The organism is Novosphingobium sp. SL115 (genome assembly GCF_026672515.1).
In the GTDB taxonomy this organism is placed as follows: domain Bacteria; phylum Pseudomonadota; class Alphaproteobacteria; order Sphingomonadales; family Sphingomonadaceae; genus Novosphingobium.
The window spans coordinates 83,951-104,277 of record NZ_JAPPRG010000001.1 but is presented as its reverse complement, the minus strand read 5'-3'; the positions used below and the strand labels follow the sequence as shown (position 1 = coordinate 104,277).

The 20,327-nt window shown below is 58.0% G+C and carries 15 protein-coding genes and 5 pseudogenes; 13 read left to right on the top strand and 7 right to left on the bottom strand.

Features of this window, described 5'->3' with window-relative positions:
- Positions 1-1,841 precede the first annotated feature (1,841 nt).
- From nusG to OVA07_RS00470, 6 genes and pseudogenes are all read left to right on the top strand, one after another.
- The gene (gene nusG, locus OVA07_RS00495; RefSeq protein ID WP_268169516.1) at positions 1,842-2,372 is read left to right on the top strand and encodes a transcription termination/antitermination protein NusG; all 531 of its coding nucleotides are present in this window, start codon (positions 1,842-1,844) and stop codon (positions 2,370-2,372) included.
- A 377-nt stretch (positions 2,373-2,749) separates the two neighbouring features.
- Complete coding sequence (locus OVA07_RS00490) at positions 2,750-4,252, top strand: O-antigen ligase family protein (protein ID WP_268169515.1); 1,503 nt, start codon at positions 2,750-2,752, stop codon at positions 4,250-4,252.
- On the top strand, positions 4,233-5,036 hold the full coding sequence (locus OVA07_RS00485) for a polysaccharide biosynthesis/export family protein (RefSeq protein WP_268169514.1): 804 nt from the start codon (positions 4,233-4,235) through the stop codon (positions 5,034-5,036). The genes OVA07_RS00490 and OVA07_RS00485 overlap by 20 nt, the downstream gene beginning before the upstream one ends.
- Positions 5,037-5,058: 22 nt before the next feature.
- Positions 5,059-7,254, top strand: a complete 2,196-nt coding sequence (locus OVA07_RS00480; protein ID WP_268169513.1) for a GumC family protein — start codon at positions 5,059-5,061, stop codon at positions 7,252-7,254.
- Positions 7,208-8,482, top strand: coding sequence for a hypothetical protein (locus tag OVA07_RS00475; RefSeq protein ID WP_268169512.1), 1,275 nt, complete (start codon positions 7,208-7,210; stop codon positions 8,480-8,482). The genes OVA07_RS00480 and OVA07_RS00475 overlap by 47 nt, the downstream gene beginning before the upstream one ends.
- 96 nt (positions 8,483-8,578) lie before the next feature.
- A pseudogene (locus tag OVA07_RS00470) lies at positions 8,579-8,674 on the top strand (ATP-binding protein); the annotation flags it as partial.
- Positions 8,675-8,722: 48 nt separating this feature from the next.
- On the opposite strand, the pseudogene OVA07_RS00465 reads toward OVA07_RS00470, so the two are convergent.
- Positions 8,723-8,960: pseudogene (locus OVA07_RS00465) on the bottom strand (transposase); the annotation flags it as partial.
- A 62-nt stretch (positions 8,961-9,022) separates the two neighbouring features.
- Here OVA07_RS00465 and tnpA point away from each other — a divergent pair.
- From tnpA to tnpC, 3 genes are read left to right on the top strand one after another with little or no spacing between them, the layout of a single operon-like run.
- Positions 9,023-9,400, top strand: coding sequence for an IS66-like element accessory protein TnpA (tnpA, locus tag OVA07_RS00460; protein WP_268169511.1), 378 nt, complete (start codon positions 9,023-9,025; stop codon positions 9,398-9,400).
- Complete coding sequence (gene tnpB, locus OVA07_RS00455) at positions 9,397-9,744, top strand: IS66 family insertion sequence element accessory protein TnpB (RefSeq protein WP_268169509.1); 348 nt, start codon at positions 9,397-9,399, stop codon at positions 9,742-9,744. Before tnpA ends, tnpB begins: the two co-directional genes overlap by 4 nt.
- 57 nt (positions 9,745-9,801) lie before the next feature.
- On the top strand, positions 9,802-11,442 hold the full coding sequence (tnpC, locus tag OVA07_RS00450; protein ID WP_268169508.1) for an IS66 family transposase: 1,641 nt from the start codon (positions 9,802-9,804) through the stop codon (positions 11,440-11,442).
- 108 nt (positions 11,443-11,550) lie between these two features.
- Here the strand turns inward: tnpC and OVA07_RS00445 are convergent.
- The 6 genes and pseudogenes from OVA07_RS00445 to rfbA form a co-directional block, all read right to left on the bottom strand.
- Positions 11,551-11,743 (bottom strand): annotated as a pseudogene (locus OVA07_RS00445) (IS5/IS1182 family transposase); the annotation flags it as partial.
- 200 nt (positions 11,744-11,943) lie between these two features.
- Positions 11,944-13,044, bottom strand: a complete 1,101-nt coding sequence (locus OVA07_RS00440) for a DUF1972 domain-containing protein (protein ID WP_268169507.1) — start codon at positions 13,042-13,044, stop codon at positions 11,944-11,946.
- A gap of 54 nt (positions 13,045-13,098) precedes the next feature.
- Positions 13,099-14,151, bottom strand: coding sequence for a dTDP-glucose 4,6-dehydratase (gene rfbB, locus OVA07_RS00435; RefSeq protein ID WP_268169506.1), 1,053 nt, complete (start codon positions 14,149-14,151; stop codon positions 13,099-13,101).
- Positions 14,144-15,001, bottom strand: a complete 858-nt coding sequence (gene rfbD, locus OVA07_RS00430; RefSeq protein ID WP_268169505.1) for a dTDP-4-dehydrorhamnose reductase — start codon at positions 14,999-15,001, stop codon at positions 14,144-14,146. Before rfbD ends, rfbB begins: the two co-directional genes overlap by 8 nt.
- Positions 14,998-15,543, bottom strand: a complete 546-nt coding sequence (rfbC, locus tag OVA07_RS00425) for a dTDP-4-dehydrorhamnose 3,5-epimerase (RefSeq protein WP_268169504.1) — start codon at positions 15,541-15,543, stop codon at positions 14,998-15,000. Before rfbC ends, rfbD begins: the two co-directional genes overlap by 4 nt.
- Complete coding sequence (gene rfbA / locus OVA07_RS00420; protein WP_442789601.1) at positions 15,540-16,445, bottom strand: glucose-1-phosphate thymidylyltransferase RfbA; 906 nt, start codon at positions 16,443-16,445, stop codon at positions 15,540-15,542. The genes rfbC and rfbA overlap by 4 nt, the downstream gene beginning before the upstream one ends.
- Positions 16,446-16,863: 418 nt before the next feature.
- Between rfbA and OVA07_RS00415 the strand changes: the two genes are divergently transcribed.
- The 4 genes and pseudogenes from OVA07_RS00415 to OVA07_RS00400 form a co-directional block, all read left to right on the top strand.
- The gene (locus tag OVA07_RS00415) at positions 16,864-17,940 is read left to right on the top strand and encodes a UDP-glucose dehydrogenase family protein (protein WP_326493075.1); all 1,077 of its coding nucleotides are present in this window, start codon (positions 16,864-16,866) and stop codon (positions 17,938-17,940) included.
- Positions 17,941-18,093: 153 nt separating this feature from the next.
- Positions 18,094-18,317: pseudogene (locus tag OVA07_RS00410) on the top strand (IS5/IS1182 family transposase); the annotation flags it as partial.
- A gap of 76 nt (positions 18,318-18,393) precedes the next feature.
- Positions 18,394-19,770 (top strand): IS1182 family transposase, encoded by a 1,377-nt coding sequence (locus OVA07_RS00405; protein ID WP_268169503.1) that lies wholly within the window; start codon positions 18,394-18,396, stop codon positions 19,768-19,770.
- Positions 19,771-19,844: 74 nt separating this feature from the next.
- Positions 19,845-20,194: pseudogene (locus tag OVA07_RS00400) on the top strand (transposase); the annotation flags it as partial.
- Positions 20,195-20,327: the final 133 nt, after the last annotated feature.

The window sequence follows — 20,327 nt, the reverse complement described above, 5'->3', positions numbered from 1 at the left end:
TGACTGGGCCGTGACCAAATGCCGTCCCCTCAGTTTTGACAGCGTTATCGTTTCCCCGCTCAAGGCGGTGGTTCTCCAGTCAACCTGCATGCGATCGTCACGTGATCCTGCTGCAACCTTGTCATCCGCGGATCATGGCGCTTTTTGATGATACTGCATGGGAAGGGACTGCGCTTGCGCATTGCCGATTGCAAGGATCGGCGGCGGGACTTGACAAGTCTCACGCGCGCCGGCTGCGATACAGTGACGACGGTATTGGGCGACCTCGGCAAGGACGTGAATTCTATCCCTCAGACCTGACGGGTAGGGGGAGCAGGCGGATCGGGACGCTCGGCAGACCCAGGCCAGCAAATTGCCATTGAGGCTCCTCTCTATCACACCATTATGGCGTAATAAATTGTTAGTAGAAATACTGATATCGTTGAAAATTGTTGATGCTGCAGCATTTGTCGCGGTAGCATCACGACCGCTAGCCTAGGACGGTAAAATCATCCTCAAGAGGTGGACTGTCTGAAGCAAGACTTGGGAGAGTCGAGATGGGTCGTGCAGCGAATGCATTTGTGGTCCCGACAGCACGTCGGCATGCTGGGGCAGCAGGCCTGAGGCCTCTGTTCGAGAAAATATTCGCCCGGGCGTTTTCCAGCGTCGATATGTCGGGTCCCGACCGCATTATAGTTCGGCTTTCGGGACCTCGCGGCAAAGTCGCGGGCTGGATCCACATTGTCCTGCCAATCGGGCTTTCGCTTGCCCTGTGGGTGGGAATCATGCAGTTCGCAATCCTCTTGGGTTGAGCGGCCTCTTGGGTTGAGCGGCCTCTTGGGTTGAGCGGCCTCTTGGGTTGAGCGGGAAGCCGGCTCCGCCGAGGCCAGGTGTTTACGCTTGAACTGTGCGTGCCTTGAGTGAAATTGTGCTTTGCTCCGGCAAGCCGGCAGCGAACCACCCTGCGCTGACTTTCGGTAAGGCCGGGATGCTCGGGCCTATGCCTCATCTGGCACATGTCACCTTATGTCATCGAACTTTTGGCAAGAAATCCTAGATCGGCGCCTCTGACGTAAAGGCGGGCTAGGCTGGTTCAGAGCCAGGCAGGGGGCCGTGTGCTTCTTGCGGAAAGCCTCTTGGCGCTCTCCATGTGTCAACCATATGCAACAGTGCGTAGGGTCAGACACTGAGCTTGTTTTATGCTCAATTGGCCGCACAATTGCATCCGTTCGCCTTGCATATGACATTTTGCACATGCTCAGAGCGAGAGGCCGATGTGCGGCCGCGTCCTGCTCGGAAGCAGGCCGTGCGGCGGTAAGCGTTGAGCGGTGCATCTGGCAAGCACTTGTGCAGGCCATGCGGCTCAATATGAGCTGGCGGCACCCGGCGCAATGCGGGACCTCCAGCTTCACGAGCGTGAAATCATTGTGGTTTTTCAAAGACCTTGTGCGGGGGCCTGGGTTTCAGGCCATATCGTCTCGGGAACAGTCAATGATGCACATGCTGTCGGGCTCGTGCGGCCGTCCCATGGGGTAGGGTCACTGGCGTGCTGTGGATGTTCCAGGTTCGTAGTCACCCAGTCATAATCGTGCTGCACTGCAAAAAAATTGTGGCAGTATCAACCAAAGTGAATATATTCGGCTTGATTTCGGACGCTTACCGTCGCAATCGGACGGGAACGGGTCGCTCTGTTTTTAACTGATTCCCGGTCAGGGTTTCGGGGGAGTTTTTGAGTGAGTCCCAGCGGTGCACAGGAACGTTCGGCGCAGGCTGGTCATGTCGCCATGTGCGATACTGCAAGCCGTTACCGGTCTGAAGGCATTCCCCAAGCCCACCGCGCGCCAGGCGGTCCGGATACCGTGGTGGAACAAGGCGATACTGCGCATGCGCGTGCAGGAGACCGCTGGTTCGTGGTGCAGACCCATCCGCGGAAGGAGGCATTTGCTGCGATCCAGCTAGCCCGGCAAAAATTTACCAGCTTCTGGCCGAGGTTCAGGAAGACCGTCAGGCATGCACGCAAAAGCCGCGAAGTGCTTGCGCCGCTGTTCCCTGGCTACCTTTTTGTCAGGTTTGATCCGTTGACCGCACCCTGGCGCTGGGTAAACAGCACATTTGGCGTAAGAGGGCTGGTCGGTGGGCGCGATCACATGCCTCTATCGGTGCCGGAAGCGGTGATGGAGCATATCCTGTCCCGGTGCGACAATGGCATTGTCCGTTCGACGCTGGCAGATTTTCGGCCCGGCCAAACGGTGAAGGTCCTTGCAGGACCGTTTGCCGAACGTCTTGCGCGGATTGTCGAGTGCGATGAGCTTGGCAGGGTTGCGCTGCTCCTCGAACTTCTCGGCCAGGATCATGTAGTTTCGATGCAATCAACCAGTGTAGGCTTGGCCTGAGGAACAATGCTCCGGACGACAAGCGCGAGGGTGGTAGTGATTTCCCGTCGGCAGACGGGCTAGAAGTGTGGTGAAAGGCTGGCTCGGATAACGTGGCGCGAACAGGGCCATAAGGACCGGGCTGGATGAAGCGGCTGGCGCCGCAGGATAAGACATGGCGATATGGGTGAGTTTCACCCGTACTGCGGTAGCGTGCGCGCCGTCGTGGCAATTTGCAGGGTCAGTTTTCTAATTTTCGCAAGCATCAGATGACAATGACTTCATGGGATCCAGGTCAGCGCGATGAGCGCCCGAAAGACCGCTCGGCTGTTGCGGGCAGTAAGCGGCGGCGCATGGCAGGTGGTCGTAGATCCGGTAGCAAGGGGCGCCTTTGGCCTTTGCCGTCACGCTGGCCGTTCGCGATTTCTGCACGGCTGGTCTTTGTCAGCCTGTGGTTGCTGGCAATCTTCATGATGGGCGGGACCTCGCGGCCCGACACGCAGTCATTGCTGATACTTCGGCCTTTGTCGGTCCTGATTTTCGGTGCCGGGGCAATCACATTGCAGCGCGCACAATTTCGAGCGCACCGAACGGTATTCATTTTTGCAGCGCTGGTCTTGCTGTTGCCGGCTATACATCTCGTCCCTTTGCCGCCTGCTTGGTGGAGCGCCCTGCCTGGCCGCGGGCTTATCGTCGATATCGATGCTGCGGTCGGATTGACCGGGACCTGGCGCCCGATTTCGATGTCGCCACCCTGGACGTGGAATGCCTTGTGGTCGCTGTTCGTGCCGCTCTCGGTTGTCGTGCATGTGGCGCAGCTTGAAACGCGTGACATTCGCCGCCTTGGTGTGACCATGCTGGGGATCGGGCTTGCAAGTGCTGTGTTGGCAATTGCCCAGGTTTCCGGGGATCCCAGGGGGCCTTTGTATTTCTACCGCAAAATGCATTTTGGTGTGGCGGACGGATTCTTTGCCAATCGCAACCATCAAGCGGTTTTCCTGGCGGCCTTGTTCCCGATCGCGATGGCCTGCCTGCGCTACCACCCACTGAGAATCGTGCTCGACCAGCGCGGTAAGAAGCGGCTTGACCTGACCAGACCTGCGGCAGTTGTGCTGATATTCGTGCTCGTGCCGCTGGTTCTGACAACGGGTTCACGTTCGGGCATTGTGGCCATGGTGATTTCGGTGGTGGGCTCGCTGCTTGTACTCTCGCCATTTGGCGGCAGGCACGCTCCAGAGCGCGGCCTATCAGGCTTGGGGCCGAGTGTCGGCGAAGGCGCTGGTGCCGGTACTACTGGTGCTGCAGCGGCAGCAAAGCTGCATCGCAGACCGGCGGTCTTGTGGACTGTCCTGGTGGTTTGCGCAGGGCTGGCAATGACCGGGATCGCGCTGAGCAATGACCGCGCGCTTTCGATTGAGCGCTTGATCGAGGTCGACCCCCAGGAAGACATGCGCACGAAGATATTGCCTACAGTGTTCAGCATGATCAGGCTCTATGCGCCAGGCGGGAGCGGAGTGGGGACGTTTGAGCCGGTGTATCAGATTCACGAACCTGACGAATTGCTGATGCCGACCTATGCCAATCACATCCACAATGACTGGCTCGAGGTCGTCATGACGGCGGGGGTTCCTGGCGGTGCTTTGCTGGCATGGGCGGTACTGGCCTGGTTCGGGGGCGCAGCGATTTGCCTCGTGCCTGGCCAGCGCCGGGTGCGCCCCGGTAATGATATGGCGCGCGCTGCCCTGATCGTGATATTGCTCACAGGGCTGGCCTCGATCAGTGACTACCCGTTGCGGACCCCGGCGTTCAGTGCGTTGTTTGCGGTTATGCTGATCTGGCTTACGGAAGGTTTGCGCAAGACGCTGCCGGATCACGCTCGTCGTGATCGCTTGGCCGAATGACAGGATGCAGGAATTGAAAAGACAGGCAGATATGATCGAGCTTCCACAACAGTCGCGCATGCGGCACGTTCGCCAGCTTGCCAGCGTTTGCGGCCTTGTTCTTGTGCTTGGCCTTGGTGCCTGCGGCGGACGGCCGACGCTTGGTGGCGATGCCAATCTGACGGTGATGCCGGCGGGCGATTTGCCCTTGCCGACACAGCAGGATTTCCAGAAAGATACGACACCGTACTATGTGGGGCCGTTCGATCGGTTGATCATAGATGTCTACGGTATGGAAGAGCTGTCCAAGCGCGAGATCCAGGTCGACGCATCGGGGCGGATTTCTTTCCCGCTGGTCGGCCTGTTGCAGGTCAATGGCAAGACACCTGTCGAGATCGAACAGGAAATGGCTGCGCGGTTGCGGCAAGCCTATTTCCGCGACCCACAAGTGACGGTGAACCTCAAGGAAGTGCTGAGCCGCGTGGTGACAGTCGACGGCGAGGTCAAGAAACCCGGTCTCTATCCACTTATCGGTCGACTGTCCCTGATGGGCGCGGTGGCGCGCGCAGAGGGCACGACCGAGTTCTCACGGCTTGACGACGTGGTCGTGTTCCGGACGGTTGGTGGCAGACGCTATGCCGCCCTCTACAATCTCGAAGCGATCCGCCATGGCACATATGGCGACCCTGAAATCTACGCCGACGATGTGGTGATGGTCGGCTTCTCCGAAAGCCGCCGCTTCTTCAAGGACATGTCGGCGCTGGCCTCGCCACTCGTCATCGCCCTTGATCGTATCGCTCGCTAAAGCCTGCAAGAGAACCCATTTGATGTCCAACACACCCATTTCCGCGATGCAGGCGCCAGACGCCGTCGATCCTGTCGATGACGGCATGAACTGGAGCCTGCGCCCTTTGCTCACCCAGGTCTGGCAATCGATCGTACGGTGGCGCTGGCTTATTGCCGGTATTGTGGCAGCAGTTCTTACAATTGCATTGATTGGCACACTGCTGAAAGCTCCGGTCTATACGGCCAAAGCACAGATCGAGATCAGCCGCGAACAGAAGAACATTACGAGTGTCGAAGGGCTTGAATCCGCTGGTCAAGGCCGTGATCTCGAGTTCTACGAAACGCAATATGCGCTGCTCAAAGCGCAGTCGTTGGCCGAACGGATTGCCAAGAAGCTTGACCTCAAGAATTCTGAGGCATTCTTCGCCGCTTATGGCCAGAAGCTCTACGAGCCGCCAGAGGGGGCAAAGTCTGAAAGCAAGGCCGTCAACGAGGAGCGGCAACGCCGAGCAGTACAGTTGTTGCTGGACAATGTCGAGATCAGCCCGATCCGCTTATCGCGGCTGGTTGATATCAAGTTGCAAAGCCGTTCGCCTGCACTTTCAGCAAAGATAACCAATGTCTGGGTGCAGGAATTTATCGGTCTGAGCATGGACCGCCAATTTGCTTCAACGGCAGATGCACGAAAGTTTCTTGAAGAACGTCTCGGAGTGTTGAAGGCTCGCCTCGAGCAGTCCGAGCGCGAAGTCGTCACATTCGCATCCAGCCGGGACATCGTGACACTTGATACCGTGCGTGATGCGGATGGTCGTACGTTCACGCAGCGGACTTTGGCTTCAGCGGATCTTGAAGCTCTCAACCAGGCTTTGTCCGTTGCCAAGGCCGATCGTGTTACCGCACAATCGCGCGCTGGCGGCAGCGCTGATAACAGTACTGAGGCGCTCAACAATCCGGCGCTTACGCAATTGCGGGCAAAGCGTGCCGAAGTAGCCGCTCAATATGCCAAACTGTTGGTGAGGTTTGAGCCTGCTTATCCTGAAGCGGTAACCTTGAAACAGGAAATGGCAGCTCTTGATGCAGCCATAGGGCGCGAAACCTCGCGTATCGGCGGGAGCCGTCAGCAGGCCTTCCAGGAGGCCATGGCGCGCGAGCGGGATCTGACGACCAAAGTCAACGGGCTCAAAGCAGAACTTGATCGCCAGCGGCAGGACTCGATTCAGTTCAATATTTACCAGCGTGAAGCCGACACCAACCGTCAACTCTACGATGCACTGCTACAGCGCTACAAGGAAATTGGTGTTGCGGGCACTGTCGGGGTCAGCAACATCTCGATTGTCGATTTTGCAGATGTACCGCAAAAGCCATCTTCGCCGAACTTGCCGCTCAACATGGTTATAGCTTTTTTGATCGGCTTAGCAATTGCATGCGCTAGCGTGTTCGCTTTGGAGCAGATTGACGAAGGTATCCGTACGCCAGATGACGTACGCAACCATTTAGGTTTGCCGCTGCTCGGCAATTCTCCCAAGGTCGACGACCACAACCCCATCGATGATCTGGGCGATGCGAAGTCTGCGCTTTACGAAGCGATGTTCTCGTTGCGTTCGGTACTGGCGTTCTCGACCAGCCACGGTTTTCCAAAGTCGCTGGTGGTTACGAGTACCCAAGCATCTGAAGGCAAATCGACTACGGCACTCGCGCTGGCATTCGTGGTAGCACGAACCGGCAAAAGCGTCGTGTTGGTTGATGCCGACCTTCGCTCGCCATCGCAGCATGCCAATCTAGCGATCGATAACAGGGCCGGGCTTGCCAACGCACTCGCTGGCGAAGGCCAGGCAGTCAATTATGTGCAGCATATCCCGGTAGGCAATTTCTCTGCATTGACTACGGGCCCCGCTGTTCCCAACCCTGCAGAACTGTTTTCTACTGAACGACTTCGTGAAATCGTCTTGTCGCTAGGCGAAGTTTTTGACCACGTTATTGTGGATGCCCCTCCTGTGCTGGGTCTTGCAGACGCGCCACTGATCGGCACGTCTGCAGAGGGTATGGTTTTTGTAATTGAAGCGGAGCGTACCTCTCGGCGCGCAGCGCGCACTGCTATCCAGCGCCTTCAGGCGGTTGGCAACCGAGTGCTGGGCGTTGTCGTGACAAAGATTGATCTCAAGCGCCACAATTATGGTTATGGTTATGGTTATGGCTACGGATATTCGTACGGCTATGGTGAGAAAGCCGAAGTGTAGCACTGAAGCCTCCGTGCTGGCGGCTAAAAGGATAACATTCCGAGCATTGCTGGGCGGCCTGCTTTGCATAGCCGCATCATGGAGCAGTGTAACCGCAACGCAGGCTATGCTGACTCCGACCTACAATCCCGCCATAGCGGGCGGCGATAGGCACATACCCTTACCTGAGGGCAGTCTAACTTCGATCGCGGGTGTCAAGAAAGGCATCGCCAAGGAGATTGTCAGCGGCCTCGTGGGCGATCCACTAGATATTGGCACGCTCGCAATGCTGCAATTGAATGCTAAAACCAATGGCGATCCCAAACGCTCTGAAGCGATACTTGATATAGGAATTCGGAGCAGTCGACGGAATCCGGCCATACTGGTGGCCAAGCTTGAAGACGCCGTACACAAGCGGAATCTGGCCGAGGCTGTTGCCAGCCTCGACAGGCTTGCATCCGTTTCGCCGGGCATGCGGCAGCAAGTGTATCCCATTTTGTTTGCAGCATTGGACGAGGACGGTGGCGAGCAGTTGGTCGCCAGTAGGCAGTCGCGAGATTGGTTTCCAGAATTTGCGATAAGGTCTGCAGAGAGCAGACAAGACCTGCACCGATTGTCCGAATTCCTGATGCAAAACGTAAAAGGTGAGAGTCGCAGGCGTGACGCGGTGCTCAAGAGCGTTGTTGGCCGGCTGGTCTCGATCGGCGACGTGGCGCAAGCACAAAGGTTCGCCCAGATCTACGGGGATATGCCTATAACGGACTGGCTGAACCTTGATTTTCGGGCCTCGCAAACAGCGAAAGTGGAGCTCCCGCTGTTCTGGAATTTTCCGAACGAGGCATTTCAAGTTGAATACACGAAATACGGATCGCTGAAATTGAATTTCAACGGATCTATCGAGAATGCAAAACCTTTTGCTCAGCGCTTTATGGTTTTTCCAGTTGGCAATTTTCGTATGGAAACTCCAATTTCAAAAATTGGCCAAGAAAATAATAGAGTATTTTCCTGGAAAATACAATGCAACTCAAATGGGGAAATTTCTCAAGGTGAAGCTTTATTTTCTAAGGAAAAATCTAGTTTTATCGTGGATTTTCAAATAAAAAATCCGTGCAAATCTCATAGTTTGAAACTATACTATAGTGGAGAAGGCGGTGAAGGTGAATTGAATAGTATTTCAATGCAAGCGCCATCTATCCGTATTCGGAATATTCAGAATTACTCTCCTAAGCTCGAATTAGTACGATTTTAATTAAACCCAAGTCTGGATATGTTGTTGGTAGCGATGTACTCGAGAGCCTGATCGGGGGCAGGGCGCATCGGCGTAGCGCTGCGTACCGCCCGTCTCATGCCGGTCAAGACCATCGAAAGCTTCGACTTCTCCTTCCAGCCTTCGCTCGACCGGCATCGCATCACCGCGCTGGCCCAACTCGAGTTCATCAACCTGGCCGAGGTGTTACATTTTCTTGGACCGCCCGGCACCGGGAAATCCCATCTGCCCACCCATCGCAAGATAGCCCCGATCGGTCAGCGCTGTATCGAAGCGGGTGAAGGAGCTTGTTGATTGCCTTGGCCTGCACCAGACACTCACGGAACAACCACACCTTCTTCGTATCGGGCGCCGTGCCATCCAGCCCAAGACTCAGGAAACGCTGGAACGACAAGCGATCTTTGATCGGAAATTCCGTTGCGTCGTCCGACAGCGAGTACAACGCCTGCAACACCAGGATATCGGTACGCCTCCGATGGCAGCCGCATTGTCGAGTTGGCGTGGCCATCGCATTGCGCGGGCATGGATGAGGTAGACATTGATGTGTTTCTGGGTGTTCGCCGCCTGGACGTGGTGGAGACCGGCCGACGGAGGCGCTGGACCGGTGAAGCGAAGCAACGGATTGTCGAGGAGGCATTTCAGCGCGGCCTTCCGGTTTTGGCAGTAGCGCGGCGCCATGATGTCGACCCGTCGCAGATTTACGACTGGCGCAAAAGGCTGTTTCCGCACATTTCCAAAGGGGTTCGCGGATTTGCGCCGGTGGTTGTGACCCCCGATGTTCCGGTTTCGTCGTCACGCAACCAGATGGAGATTGTTTGTGGCAACGGCCGCCGGATCATCGTCGACCGTGACGTAGATGTCGCCGCGTTGCTTCGGGTGCTGGCGGCGATCGATCAGTGATCCCCGTTCCGAGCGATGCGAAGATCTGGATCGCATTGGGTCACACAGACATGCGCCGAGGGATGCGGAGTTTGGCGCTGCAGGTTCAGGAAAGCCTGAAGCGCGACCCTCATCAAGGCGATCTGTACATCTTCCGGGGGCGCAGCGGATCGCTCGTGAAGATATTATGGCACGACGATTTCGGCATGTCGTTATATGCAAAACGGCTCGAGAAGGGGCGTTTTGTCTGGTCCTCGGCCAAGGACGGCGCGACGCCGACTTTGGCCTCGGCATTGGCCTGCCTGCTGGAGGGCATAGACTGGCGTAATCCCCAGAAAGCCTGGCGTCCGAGCAAAGTTGGGTAGCATTTTTCTGGCGATTTTCCTTCGGGTTCAGGACCGATTCTGCTAGGAATTTCGGCAATGAAGACGCTCTCGGCCCGCGATATTCAAGACCTGCGCGAGGCTGTCTTCCAGGCAAGACTGCGCGCCACCGAGGCGGAAGCCAATGCCGCCCGGGTCATGGCTATCAACTCCGATCTGATCGCCCGCAATGCCCTTTTCGAGCTGCAAAACGAGAAGATGCGACGCGCGCTGCACGGGCCATCGTCGGAGCGTTCGCGCCGCCTGATCGATCAGATGGAACTCGAGTTCGAAGAGCTTGAGGCCACTGCGACCGAAGACGAGATCGCCGCGCAGCAGGTGGCCGCAAAGACGACCACCGTCGAAGCCTTCACCCGCAAGCGTCACACGCGCCGGGAGTTTCCGTCAGGTCTTCCCGTCGAGCGGGTCGTTATTCCCGCCGACAAGAACTGCCCCTGCTGCGGTTCAGACAACTTCAGCAAGCTTGGCGAGAGTGTCATTCGTGCGCTGGAGACGGTGCCTGCTCAGCACAAGATCATCGGGACCGTTCGCGAACGCTTTTCCTGCAGGTCGTGCCAGACCATCACTCAGCCACCAGCGCCGTTTCACGTTACGCCGCGAGCCATGTTTGGTCCGCATTTTCTGGCATGCCTCGCGTTCAACAAGTTCGGGTTGCACCAGCCCCTCAATAGCCAGCGTGATCGCCTGGAGAGCCAGGGCATACCGCTCAGCCTTTCAACGCTTGCCGATCAGATCGGTGCAATCGCAGTCGCTTTGAAGCCGGTGTATCTCCTGCTCGAAGCGCATACGCTCGGCGCCGGGCGTCTCCACGCCGACGACACCACCGTACCGCGTCTCGCAAAGTACAAGACCGATATCGCCCGGATGTGGACCTACGTTTGCGATGATGCGCCGTTTGCAGGCGGGCGGGCGCCGTCAGCGCTGTTCTATTATTCCAGGGACCGCAAGGGCGAGCACAGCCGGGGGCATCTCGCTGGCTATCTGGGTATCCTTCAAGCTGACAATTATGCTGGCTATAACGCGCTTTATGACCCCGGTCGGGCCGAAGGGACGATAACGCTCGCTGCCTGTTGGGCCCATGCGAGGCGATACTTCTTCGAACTTGCTGACATTGCCTCCCAGATGAAGCGAAAACCCGGCAAGCGTGTCGTCATCTCGCCGCTTGCGATCGAGGCCGTGCAACGCATCGACCGCATCTTCGCTATTGAGCGCGACATCAACGGCAGTCCTGCCGCCGAGCGGCTTGCCGTGCGTCAAATCCTGTCAGCCCCGCTCGTCACGCAACTCGGCAACTGGATGCGTGAACAGCGCGGGCTTCTCTCCGCCAACGACGCCGTCGGCAAGAAGATGGATTACATGCTCAACGCATGGCCCGCTTTTACCGCATTCCTTGACGATGGTCGGATATGTCTCACGAACAATGCCGCCGAACGCGCCCTGCGAGCCATTGCCCGGGGAAGAAAAGCCTGTCTATTCGTCGGGTCTGACCGTGGCGGCGAACGCGCCGCGATGATGTACACCCTCATCGCCACTTGCAAACTCAACGATGTAGACCCGCTCGTCTGGCTCACCGACGTGCTCACACGGATCGCCGACATATCCCAGAATCGCCTCCAGGAACTGCTGCCGTGGACTTGGAAACAGATGCGCGCGCAGATCGATACCGCTCAGGCCGCCTGATCCGCAAACAGCGAAAACCCGAGATCACACGAGTATGGGTAGCGATACTCCTGTGAGATCTTACCCAAAAAAATGCCTCGTGCCTGCCGTCCACAGCGGAGGCGTACGGATATCGAACATCATAACCGGTTCAAACGGCGGCCAGGCGCCTTTGCCGCGTACACTACGACGCAGAGCGGCAATCAATCGCCCAGGATACCTCAAAGTCGACCACCCCAGCCAATCGCTCCAGCGGATCAACCACTGCACGCAAGGCCTCGTACCGATCCGAAAGATCAGAGAAACCGGGCTGTCCCGCCATCATCGCCTCCGCTCATCCGCGAACGCAGTAAATCAGTTCAGTCCGCCAAGCGCCAGAGTTTTTAGAACCTTCCAGCTACGACCTGATCCATAGAATTCGGCCCCTTGATGCACGTATAGGATCAGGCGCGGACTTGGCGGCCTATGCATCGCGGGGTATATCACCGCCAAATGGGCGTGGTTTGCGCGGAAGATAAATCTTCACAGACAATGTTCGAACAGAGTTTGATAATCGCTTAGGATACGTTGCCAAGTGAATGCGGACCGCCAGCGCTCAAGCGCTGCTTGACGCATCGCAGCTGCAATTTGATTGGATTGGATGAGCAGTTCCATATGTTGCTCGCACTCATCCTCACAGGAAAAGTACGCTCCAGCCTCTCCTGCAACCCATCGGTTGAAAGGGTTATCATGTGCAATGACTGCATTACCGGCTCCCAAAGCCTCGACGAGCGATGGATTGGTTCCGCCAACTTGATGGCCGTGAACATAGGCCAGGCTGAACAGGCGCAGGGCATGCAATGTAGGTTTGTCGTAGATTGCGCCAGGGAAAAGCACTTCGCTACTAGCCGCACCTAACACTGCATTCTGGTAGGCATGTCCCTGGCTATATTTTCCCAATACGACCAGCTTGACGCCACGCTGTTCGCGCGAAAATGATCTCACAATCTCGAGGAGTGAATTTTCTGGCTCAGGTCGTGCGATAACGGTCAGAAATTTATCGCGCTCCAGGCCGAAGGGCGCAAGCAGTCCCTCATCGGCTGTGGTGATACTATCACTGCCATAAGGGATCATGGCGATTTTGCTCGCAGGAGCATGCTCAGCGTGGTGCCTTGCGATTTCAGGGTGGTCTGCGATCAAGACGTTGCCGGAGGCTGCGGCAAGACGTTCATTGATCCAGAGATAGATCTTTTGTGGAAGTGAGTATTTGGCTCGTTTCCACTCGATGCCATCCATGTTGATGAGATTATGGCAACCACGAAGCCGGGCATAGGCGGATAGAAATCCAGTGTTGTAGCCAAGTGTCAGCAGTAGTCCGTTTTGACGAACTGCGTCGAATGTGGACTTAATGTCAAATTCAATTGTGCCGACCGCACCGTCTCGCTTCACAGGAATGTGAATTCTGCGACACCCTTCCCATGTATCTTCGAATCGCTGTCCGGTTTCACTACCCTGGCAGTAGACTGTTACCTGCCATCCTGCCTTCACCATCCAAGGCGCAAGGCGTTCGGCGAAACTTTCAAATCCGCCATGGGCTGCCGGCACGCCGCGAATGCCAAGAATGATCAGGTGCTTCTGTGCCACTTTAGCTGCCGCTCACTATTTATGATGAAAGATGAGGGGGTGGAAAACCCCTGTTCACTTTAGCAGCGGCTGCCACCACGCTTCATTGTCGAGATACCAGCGCAGGGTGTTGCGCAGGCCATTCTCGAAATCGTGCTGCGGGACATAGCCCAGTTCGGCGCGCGCCTTGGTTTCGTCGATGGCATAGCGGCGGTCGTGGCCCTTGCGGTCTTCAACGAAGGTTTTCAGTTCCGACGTGGCGCGGCCCTGTGCCGCCGGGGCATCGGGGTAACGCTCGGCCAGACCTTCGATTTCGGTAAAGGCGCGGTCCACTTCGGCGCAGATCCGGTCGATCACCGCCATGTTCGGCAGTTCTTCACCGCCACCGATGTTGTATGTTTCGCCGGCCTTGCCGTTCTTCAGCGCCGCTTCGATGCCGCGGCAGTGGTCTTCGACATAGAGCCAGTCACGCACGTTCATGCCATCGCCATAGATCGGCAGCGGCTTGCCCGACAGCGCGTTGAGCATGAACAACGGGATCAGCTTTTCCGGGTAGTGATACGGCCCGTAGTTGTTCGAGCAATTGGTCGTGGTGACGTTCAGCCCATAGGTATGGTGATAGGCGCGCACCAGGTGGTCAGACGCGGCCTTCGACGCCGAATAGGGCGAATTGGGCTGATACTGCGTGGTTTCGGCAAAGGCCGGATCGTTCGGCCCCAGTGAGCCGTAAACCTCGTCAGTCGAAATGTGGTGGAAGCGGTGGTCGCGCCCGCTGCCACCATCCAGCCACACCGCACGCGCGGCCTTCAGCAGGCTGTTGGTGCCAAGGATGTTCGTGTCGATGAAAGCGTCCGGCCCGGTGATCGACCGGTCGACATGGCTTTCCGCCGCAAAGTGGACGACCGTAGCGATATCGCGGTCGCGCAGCAGGCTTTCGACCAGATCGGTATCGCGAATGTCGCCCACCACCAGTTCGGCCTGTTCGACATCGGCAATGGTCGACCGGTTGCCGGCATAGGTCAGGCAATCGAGCACAATGATGTTGTCGTCCGGGTGCGTCTTGCCCCAGTAGTGGACGAAATTGCCGCCGATGAAACCGGCGCCGCCGGTGACGAGCAGATTAGCCAAGTGCTTTTTCCTCTTCGAGCATTGTCCGCAGGTTCGCGCGCCAGTGCACAGCCTCGTCGCCCAGCAGAGCGCGCGTGGCCGAGACATCCAGCACCGAGAACGCAGGCCGTGTGGCAGGCGTCGGATAATCGGTGGTTGCAATGGGGATGATGCGCGGAATGCGGGCCAGCAGACCCAGCGCGGCAGCCTCTTCGGCAATCGCCACGGCAAAGTCATACCAACTTGCCACGCCCGCATCGCGGTGGTGCCAGATGCCGGGTTTTTCTGCCAGGGCAAGGCCCCACAGCGTGTGCGCGAGACCTGTTGCCCATGTGGGCGAACCGATCTGGTCGGCCACCACGCGCAGTTCGTCACGTTCCCGCATCAGCCGCAGCATGGTGCGCACAAAATTCGCGCCGCCCGCCGCATAGACCCAGCTTGTGCGCACGATGATAGCATCATCGCCTGCCGCCATCTCACCCTCGGCTTTGCTGGCACCATAGGTCGATTGCGGATTGCGCGCATCGCCCGGCTGATAGCCGCGTCCGCTGGTGCCATCGAACACGAAATCGGTCGACACGGTGACCAGACGCCCGCCGGTTTTTGCCAGCGCCTTGGCAAACGCACCGGGCGCACGGGCATTGATGGCATAGGCCAGATCCTGCTCGCTCTCCGCCCGGTCCACCGCGGTATAGGCCGCAGGGTTGAGCACCAGATCGGGGCGCTCGGCCTCGACGATCCGCGCAATCGCGTCGGTATCGGTCAGGTCCAGCGCTGCGCGGTCCAGCGCCACGCAGGTCCAGCCTTCAGGACAAGTGCGTAGCAGTGCGCTGCCGACCTGCCCGTTCACGCCTGTAACCAGCGCCTTCATGGGAAGGTCTTCACCTGATCCAGCGGAATACCCGCTGCATCCTTGCCCGACAGCAGCGGGGTGATGCCGTCCAGCGGCCATTCGATGCCCACCGTCGGATCATCCCAGGCAAGGCTGCCTTCGTTCTGCGGCGCATAGGGCGTGGTACATTTATAGAGGAAGTCGGTATCGTCCTCCAGCGTCAGGAAGCCGTGGGCAAAGCCTTCGGGCACCCAGAACATGCGCTTGTTCTCAGCCGAAAGCGTCACCCCGGTCCACTTGCCGAAGGTGGGCGAAGACCGACGCAGATCGACCACCGCGTCGAACACCGCGCCGCGCACCACGCGCACCAGCTTACCCTGCGGGCCGGGGTTCTGGAAATGCATCCCCCGCAGCACGCCCTTTTGCGAACGGCTGTGGTTGTCCTGCACAAAGGTCAGGTCCAGCCCGGCCTTGGCGAAACCTTCGGCGTTCCAGGATTCCATGAAGAAGCCGCGATCATCCCCGAACACTTTGGGTTCGATCACCAGCGGCCCCGGAATGTCACATTCGATAATATTCACGCCACGCCCTTCTGGTTGAGCATTTGCAGAAGATATTCGCCGTAACCCGATTTGCGCAGCGGCTGGGCAATTTCCTGCAGCCGGGCATCGTCAATAAAGCCCTGACGCCAGGCAATTTCTTCGGGGCAGCAGATCTTCAGGCCCTGCCGCTCTTCGGTGATCCGCACATAGGCAGCCGCATCTAGCAGCGATCCGTGCGTGCCGGTATCAAGCCAGGCATAACCGCGCCCCATGATTTCCACCGAAAGCGCGCCGTCATCCATGTAAAGACGGTTAAGATCGGTGATCTCAAGCTCGCCACGCGGCGAAGGCTTCAGGTCGCGCGCGCGGTCCACCACGGTTTCGTCGTAGAAATACAGACCGGTGACCGCATAGTTGGAACGCGGGGCGACCGGCTTTTCCTCAATCGAAACCGCGCGGCCATCGGAGTCAAAATCCACCACGCCGTAGGCTTCGGGATTGTTCACGCGATAGGCGAACACGCTTGCCCCGGTGGTGCGCGCATCGGCATTGCCCAGCAGTTCGGGCAACCCGTGGCCATAAAAAATGTTGTCACCCAGAACCAGCGCGCTGGGATGCCCGGCCACAAAGTCCGCGCCGATATGGAAAGCCTGCGCCAGACCATCCGGCGTCGGCTGAACAGCATAAGACAGCGAAACGCCGAAATCCGATCCATCTCCCAGCACACGACGGAACTGGTCCGCATCGTCAGGCGTGGTGATAATCAGGATGTCGCGAATCCCGGCCAGCATCAGCGTGCTCAACGGGTAATAAATCATCGGCTTGTCGAAAACCGGCATCAACTGCTTCGATACGCCGCGCGTCAGCGGGTAGAGTCGCGTGCCGGAACCACCGGCCAGAATGATACCTTTTCGTGCCGGACGGGCCGTCAATACAGTCACTGCTCGCGATACTCCTGCTGAACAATATAAAGAAGCCTGACAGATCAGCCTTCCATCAACATCAAACGCGACCTTAATATTGCACTTTTTTCTGCAGCGCATCCGCTACAAGCTGCCAACCCGGCCCACCTGAATCGAATGACAGCCGACGCTGCATTGCAACATAAAATCCTAAGGTCAACTACGAAGCTTGCCTGTCAGAGGCTTCGCCTGTGCAAAACGATCCGTGCCGCGCGAAGCTTCTGCTTTCAAACGAGAGAATAGAGCGCACAAGGCAGCGGAAGGGGGTCTTGGCTTGAGCTGTCAGCAGCAATCTGAATGTGGAATGCACGTCAGAAATTTCGAATTTTTGCCTCACGGCGGGTTACGATCGGCGTCCAGAGGATTATAAGCTGATGCAGCATCTGTAAAAGCACCTATGCTGCTACTGCGAAATGACGCGAAGGAATATGGTGCTTGGTTTGCCGATCTCAGCTATGTCTATGCCGTGGCTGAAGAACTGGCTGCCAATATCAAGACGCCCACCGTGGTCGTCACCAAATCCACCGTGCCGGTGGGCACTGGCGACGAAGTGGAGCGCATCATCCGCGACAGCGGGACCAGCGTTCAGTTCGCGGTCGTGTCCAACCCCGAATTCCTGCGCGAAGGCGCGGCCATTGGCGATTTCAAGCGCCCTGATCGCATCGTGCTGGGCGCCGAAGACGAATGGGCGCGGGGCGTCATGAAGGAAGTCTACCGCCCGCTGTTCCTGAACAAGGCACCGATCCTGTTCACTTCGCGCCGCAGCAGCGAACTTATCAAGTATGCAGCAAACGCCTTCCTTGCGACCAAGATCACCTTCATCAACGAAATGGCCGACCTTTGCGAAAAGGTGGGGGGCGATGTGCAGGATGTGGCGCGTGGTATCGGGCTTGATAACCGCATCGGGTCCAAGTTCCTGCACGCGGGGCCGGGCTACGGCGGTTCATGCTTCCCCAAGGACACGCTGGCGCTGCTGAAAACGGCAGAAGATTACAACAGCCCGGTCCGGCTGGTCGAAGCGGTGGTCAAGGTCAACGACAGCCGCAAGCGGGCGATGGGCCGCAAGGTTATCGAAGCGCTGGGCGGCGAAGCGCGCGGCAAGCGTGTGGCGCTGTTGGGCCTTACGTTCAAACCCAACACCGATGACATGCGCGATGCGCCATCCATCGCCGTGGTGCAGACCCTGATCGATGCCGGGGCCGAAGTCGTCGCTTATGATCCTGAAGGCATGGAACCGGCTGCGGCCATCCTGCCCGAAGTGCAGATGGTGCAAAGCGCCTATGCCGCCATCGAAGGGGCCGATGCGATCGTGCTGGTGACGGAATGGGATGCGTTCCGCGCGCTCGATTTCGACCGGGTGAAGCAGCTTGCCAAGGCACCGATCATGGTTGATCTGCGCAATGTCTATGACCCGGCGGAAATGCGCGCCGCTGGCTTTGAATACAGCAGCGTAAGTCGTATATCTAATATCTAAGAGTCCTTTCCGCTCAGTGGCTGTAAACACCACTATTCTGGCACATCGCGATGCCGTCGAAGGAGGGCGGCAACCACCCCATCTGTTTCAAAAGGAGTTGAGCGGCTGAGGTTCGTGTAATTCCGGGAGTTTGCAGACATCTCGGAGGCAGGCATGTGGCCCCCAGCTGGTCGCGCGCAGCATACGCACTTGGCGAAGCGATACCAGACGGATTTGAGCGATGCGTAGTGGCGGCTGATTGCCAGGCGGTTGGTGCCGAAGGACTTCCCACCCTGGCCGACGGTGCATCGCTGGTTATGGCCGATCGCGAACGGACAGGGCGCGAAGCCAGTCCGAGTGCCGCCATCATTGACAGCCAGAGCGTCAAGACCACAGACGATAGTGTTGAAAAACTCGGCCTTGCAGTAATCGCACAGTCCTGATTCACTGACCCTGTCGTTGGGAGACAGGCTGATGATGGGTGCTCGGACTGTGGTGCAGGAGGCGCTGTTTTACAGCTTCAGCTTGGAGGACCATGTGCCGCAAAGCCATCTGCTGCGGGCGGTTGACCACTTTGTGGACCTGAGCGGCATTCGGGAGAAACTGCGGCCATTCTATAGCGAGACGGGCCGCCCTTCGATCGATCCCGAACTCATGATCCGGATGCTGCTCATCGGCTATTGCCTTGGCATCCGGTCAGAGCGGCGCCTATGCGAGGAAGTACATCTTAATCTGGCCTATCGCTGGTTCTGCCGCCTTGGCCTTGACGGGGCTGTTCCGGATCATTCGACCTTCTCCAAGAACCGGCACGGCCGGTTCCGTGACAGCGAGCTGTTGAGGGACGTGTTCGAGATGACCGTCACGCGCTGCATTGAGGAGGGATTGGTCGGTGGTGAGGGCTTCGCCGTCGATGCCAGCCTGATCAAGGCCGATGCGAACCGGCAGCGAGGCGTGCCCGGCGAGGACGGCTTGCCCCCGGCGATCGCCAACCATGCTGCCCGCGAGTATCTTGAGGTACTCGATGAAGCAGCGTTTGGCGCGGCATCGCCCGCCACGCCGAAATATCTGTCGCCCGCCGATCCTGCGGCGCGCTTGACAAGCGCCCATGGCGGGCAAGCCTTCTTCGCTTACAGCACCAACTATCTCATCGATTTGGCGAAAGCCGTGATTGTCGATGTTGAAGCTACCACGGCCATTCGCCCTGCGGAGGTGACAGCGCAGCGAACGATGATCGACCGGACACAGGAACGTTTTGGCATCTGGCCCCAGCGTCTGGCCGCCGATACTGGTTATGGCGATGCAGCCAATATCGCCTGGCTTGTCCATGAGCGCGGCATCGAACCGCACATCCCTATTTTCGATCACGCGAGGCGCCGGACCGGAAGTTTCCAACGCGACGAATTCCGCTACGATCACCAACATGATCTCTATGTATGTCCCGGCAGCAAAGAGCTGCTCCCGCGCTGCAGGAACTTCGCGGCGCTGCGAGGCGACGTCGATCAAGACGGGCTTATCCGCTACCGCGCCAGCAAACATGACTGCGGTGCCTGCGCTCTCAAGCCGCAATGCTGCCCCGGACAGCCCAACCGCATAGTGCCCCGGTCAATCCACGAGGGTGCACGGGATCTGGCAAGAGATCTGGCCAAAACAGACGCCTATGTCACATCCCGACGCGAGCGGAAAAAGGTTGAGATGCTGTTTGCCCACCTCAAGCGCATTCTCAAGCTCGACCGCTTGCGCCTGCGAGGGCCGAACGGGGCAAAGGACGAGTTCCTCCTTGCCGCCACCGCTCAAAACCTCCGCAAGCTGGCAAAGCTGATCCCGATGCCCGCCACCCCGGCGCTCGCATAACCGGGCAGGCCTTCCAGACCGTTGCCAAGCTGGCATCACTTCGATCCAAGCGGTGAGTTTTTCAACACTATCCAGACAGCGGCGGCCCTTGGGGCTATGATGCGGGCAAGAAGATCAAGGGACGCAAGCGCCATGCCCTGGTCGATACCGATGGCAGGGCGCTGCTGGTCGAACCCCACACCGCCGATGTTCAGGATCGTGATGGCGGCAGCGCAATGCTGCAATTATCGCGCAGCCTGTTCCCGTTCATCGAGAAAGTCGGTGCCGATGGCGGCTACAAGCACGAGCACGTCAGCAAGATCACCGGCCAATCAGGCTTCGCCGTCTCGCCAAGGACATCGAGGCAACCCTCAAGTCCGCCGCCGCACTTCTTCACGCAGCCGCCGCCATGCTCATAATCTGCCGATTGGCTCGATCCGCCTGAGTTTCGAAATCAACTCTAAGGTCGGAAGGACGTTATAAGGTATTGAAATAATGTAACTCCAACGAATCGCTTGCGCTCTTCGCGCCTGCAGCATAGGGTTAGAAATAAGTAGCAATATTAAGATCTATTCCGG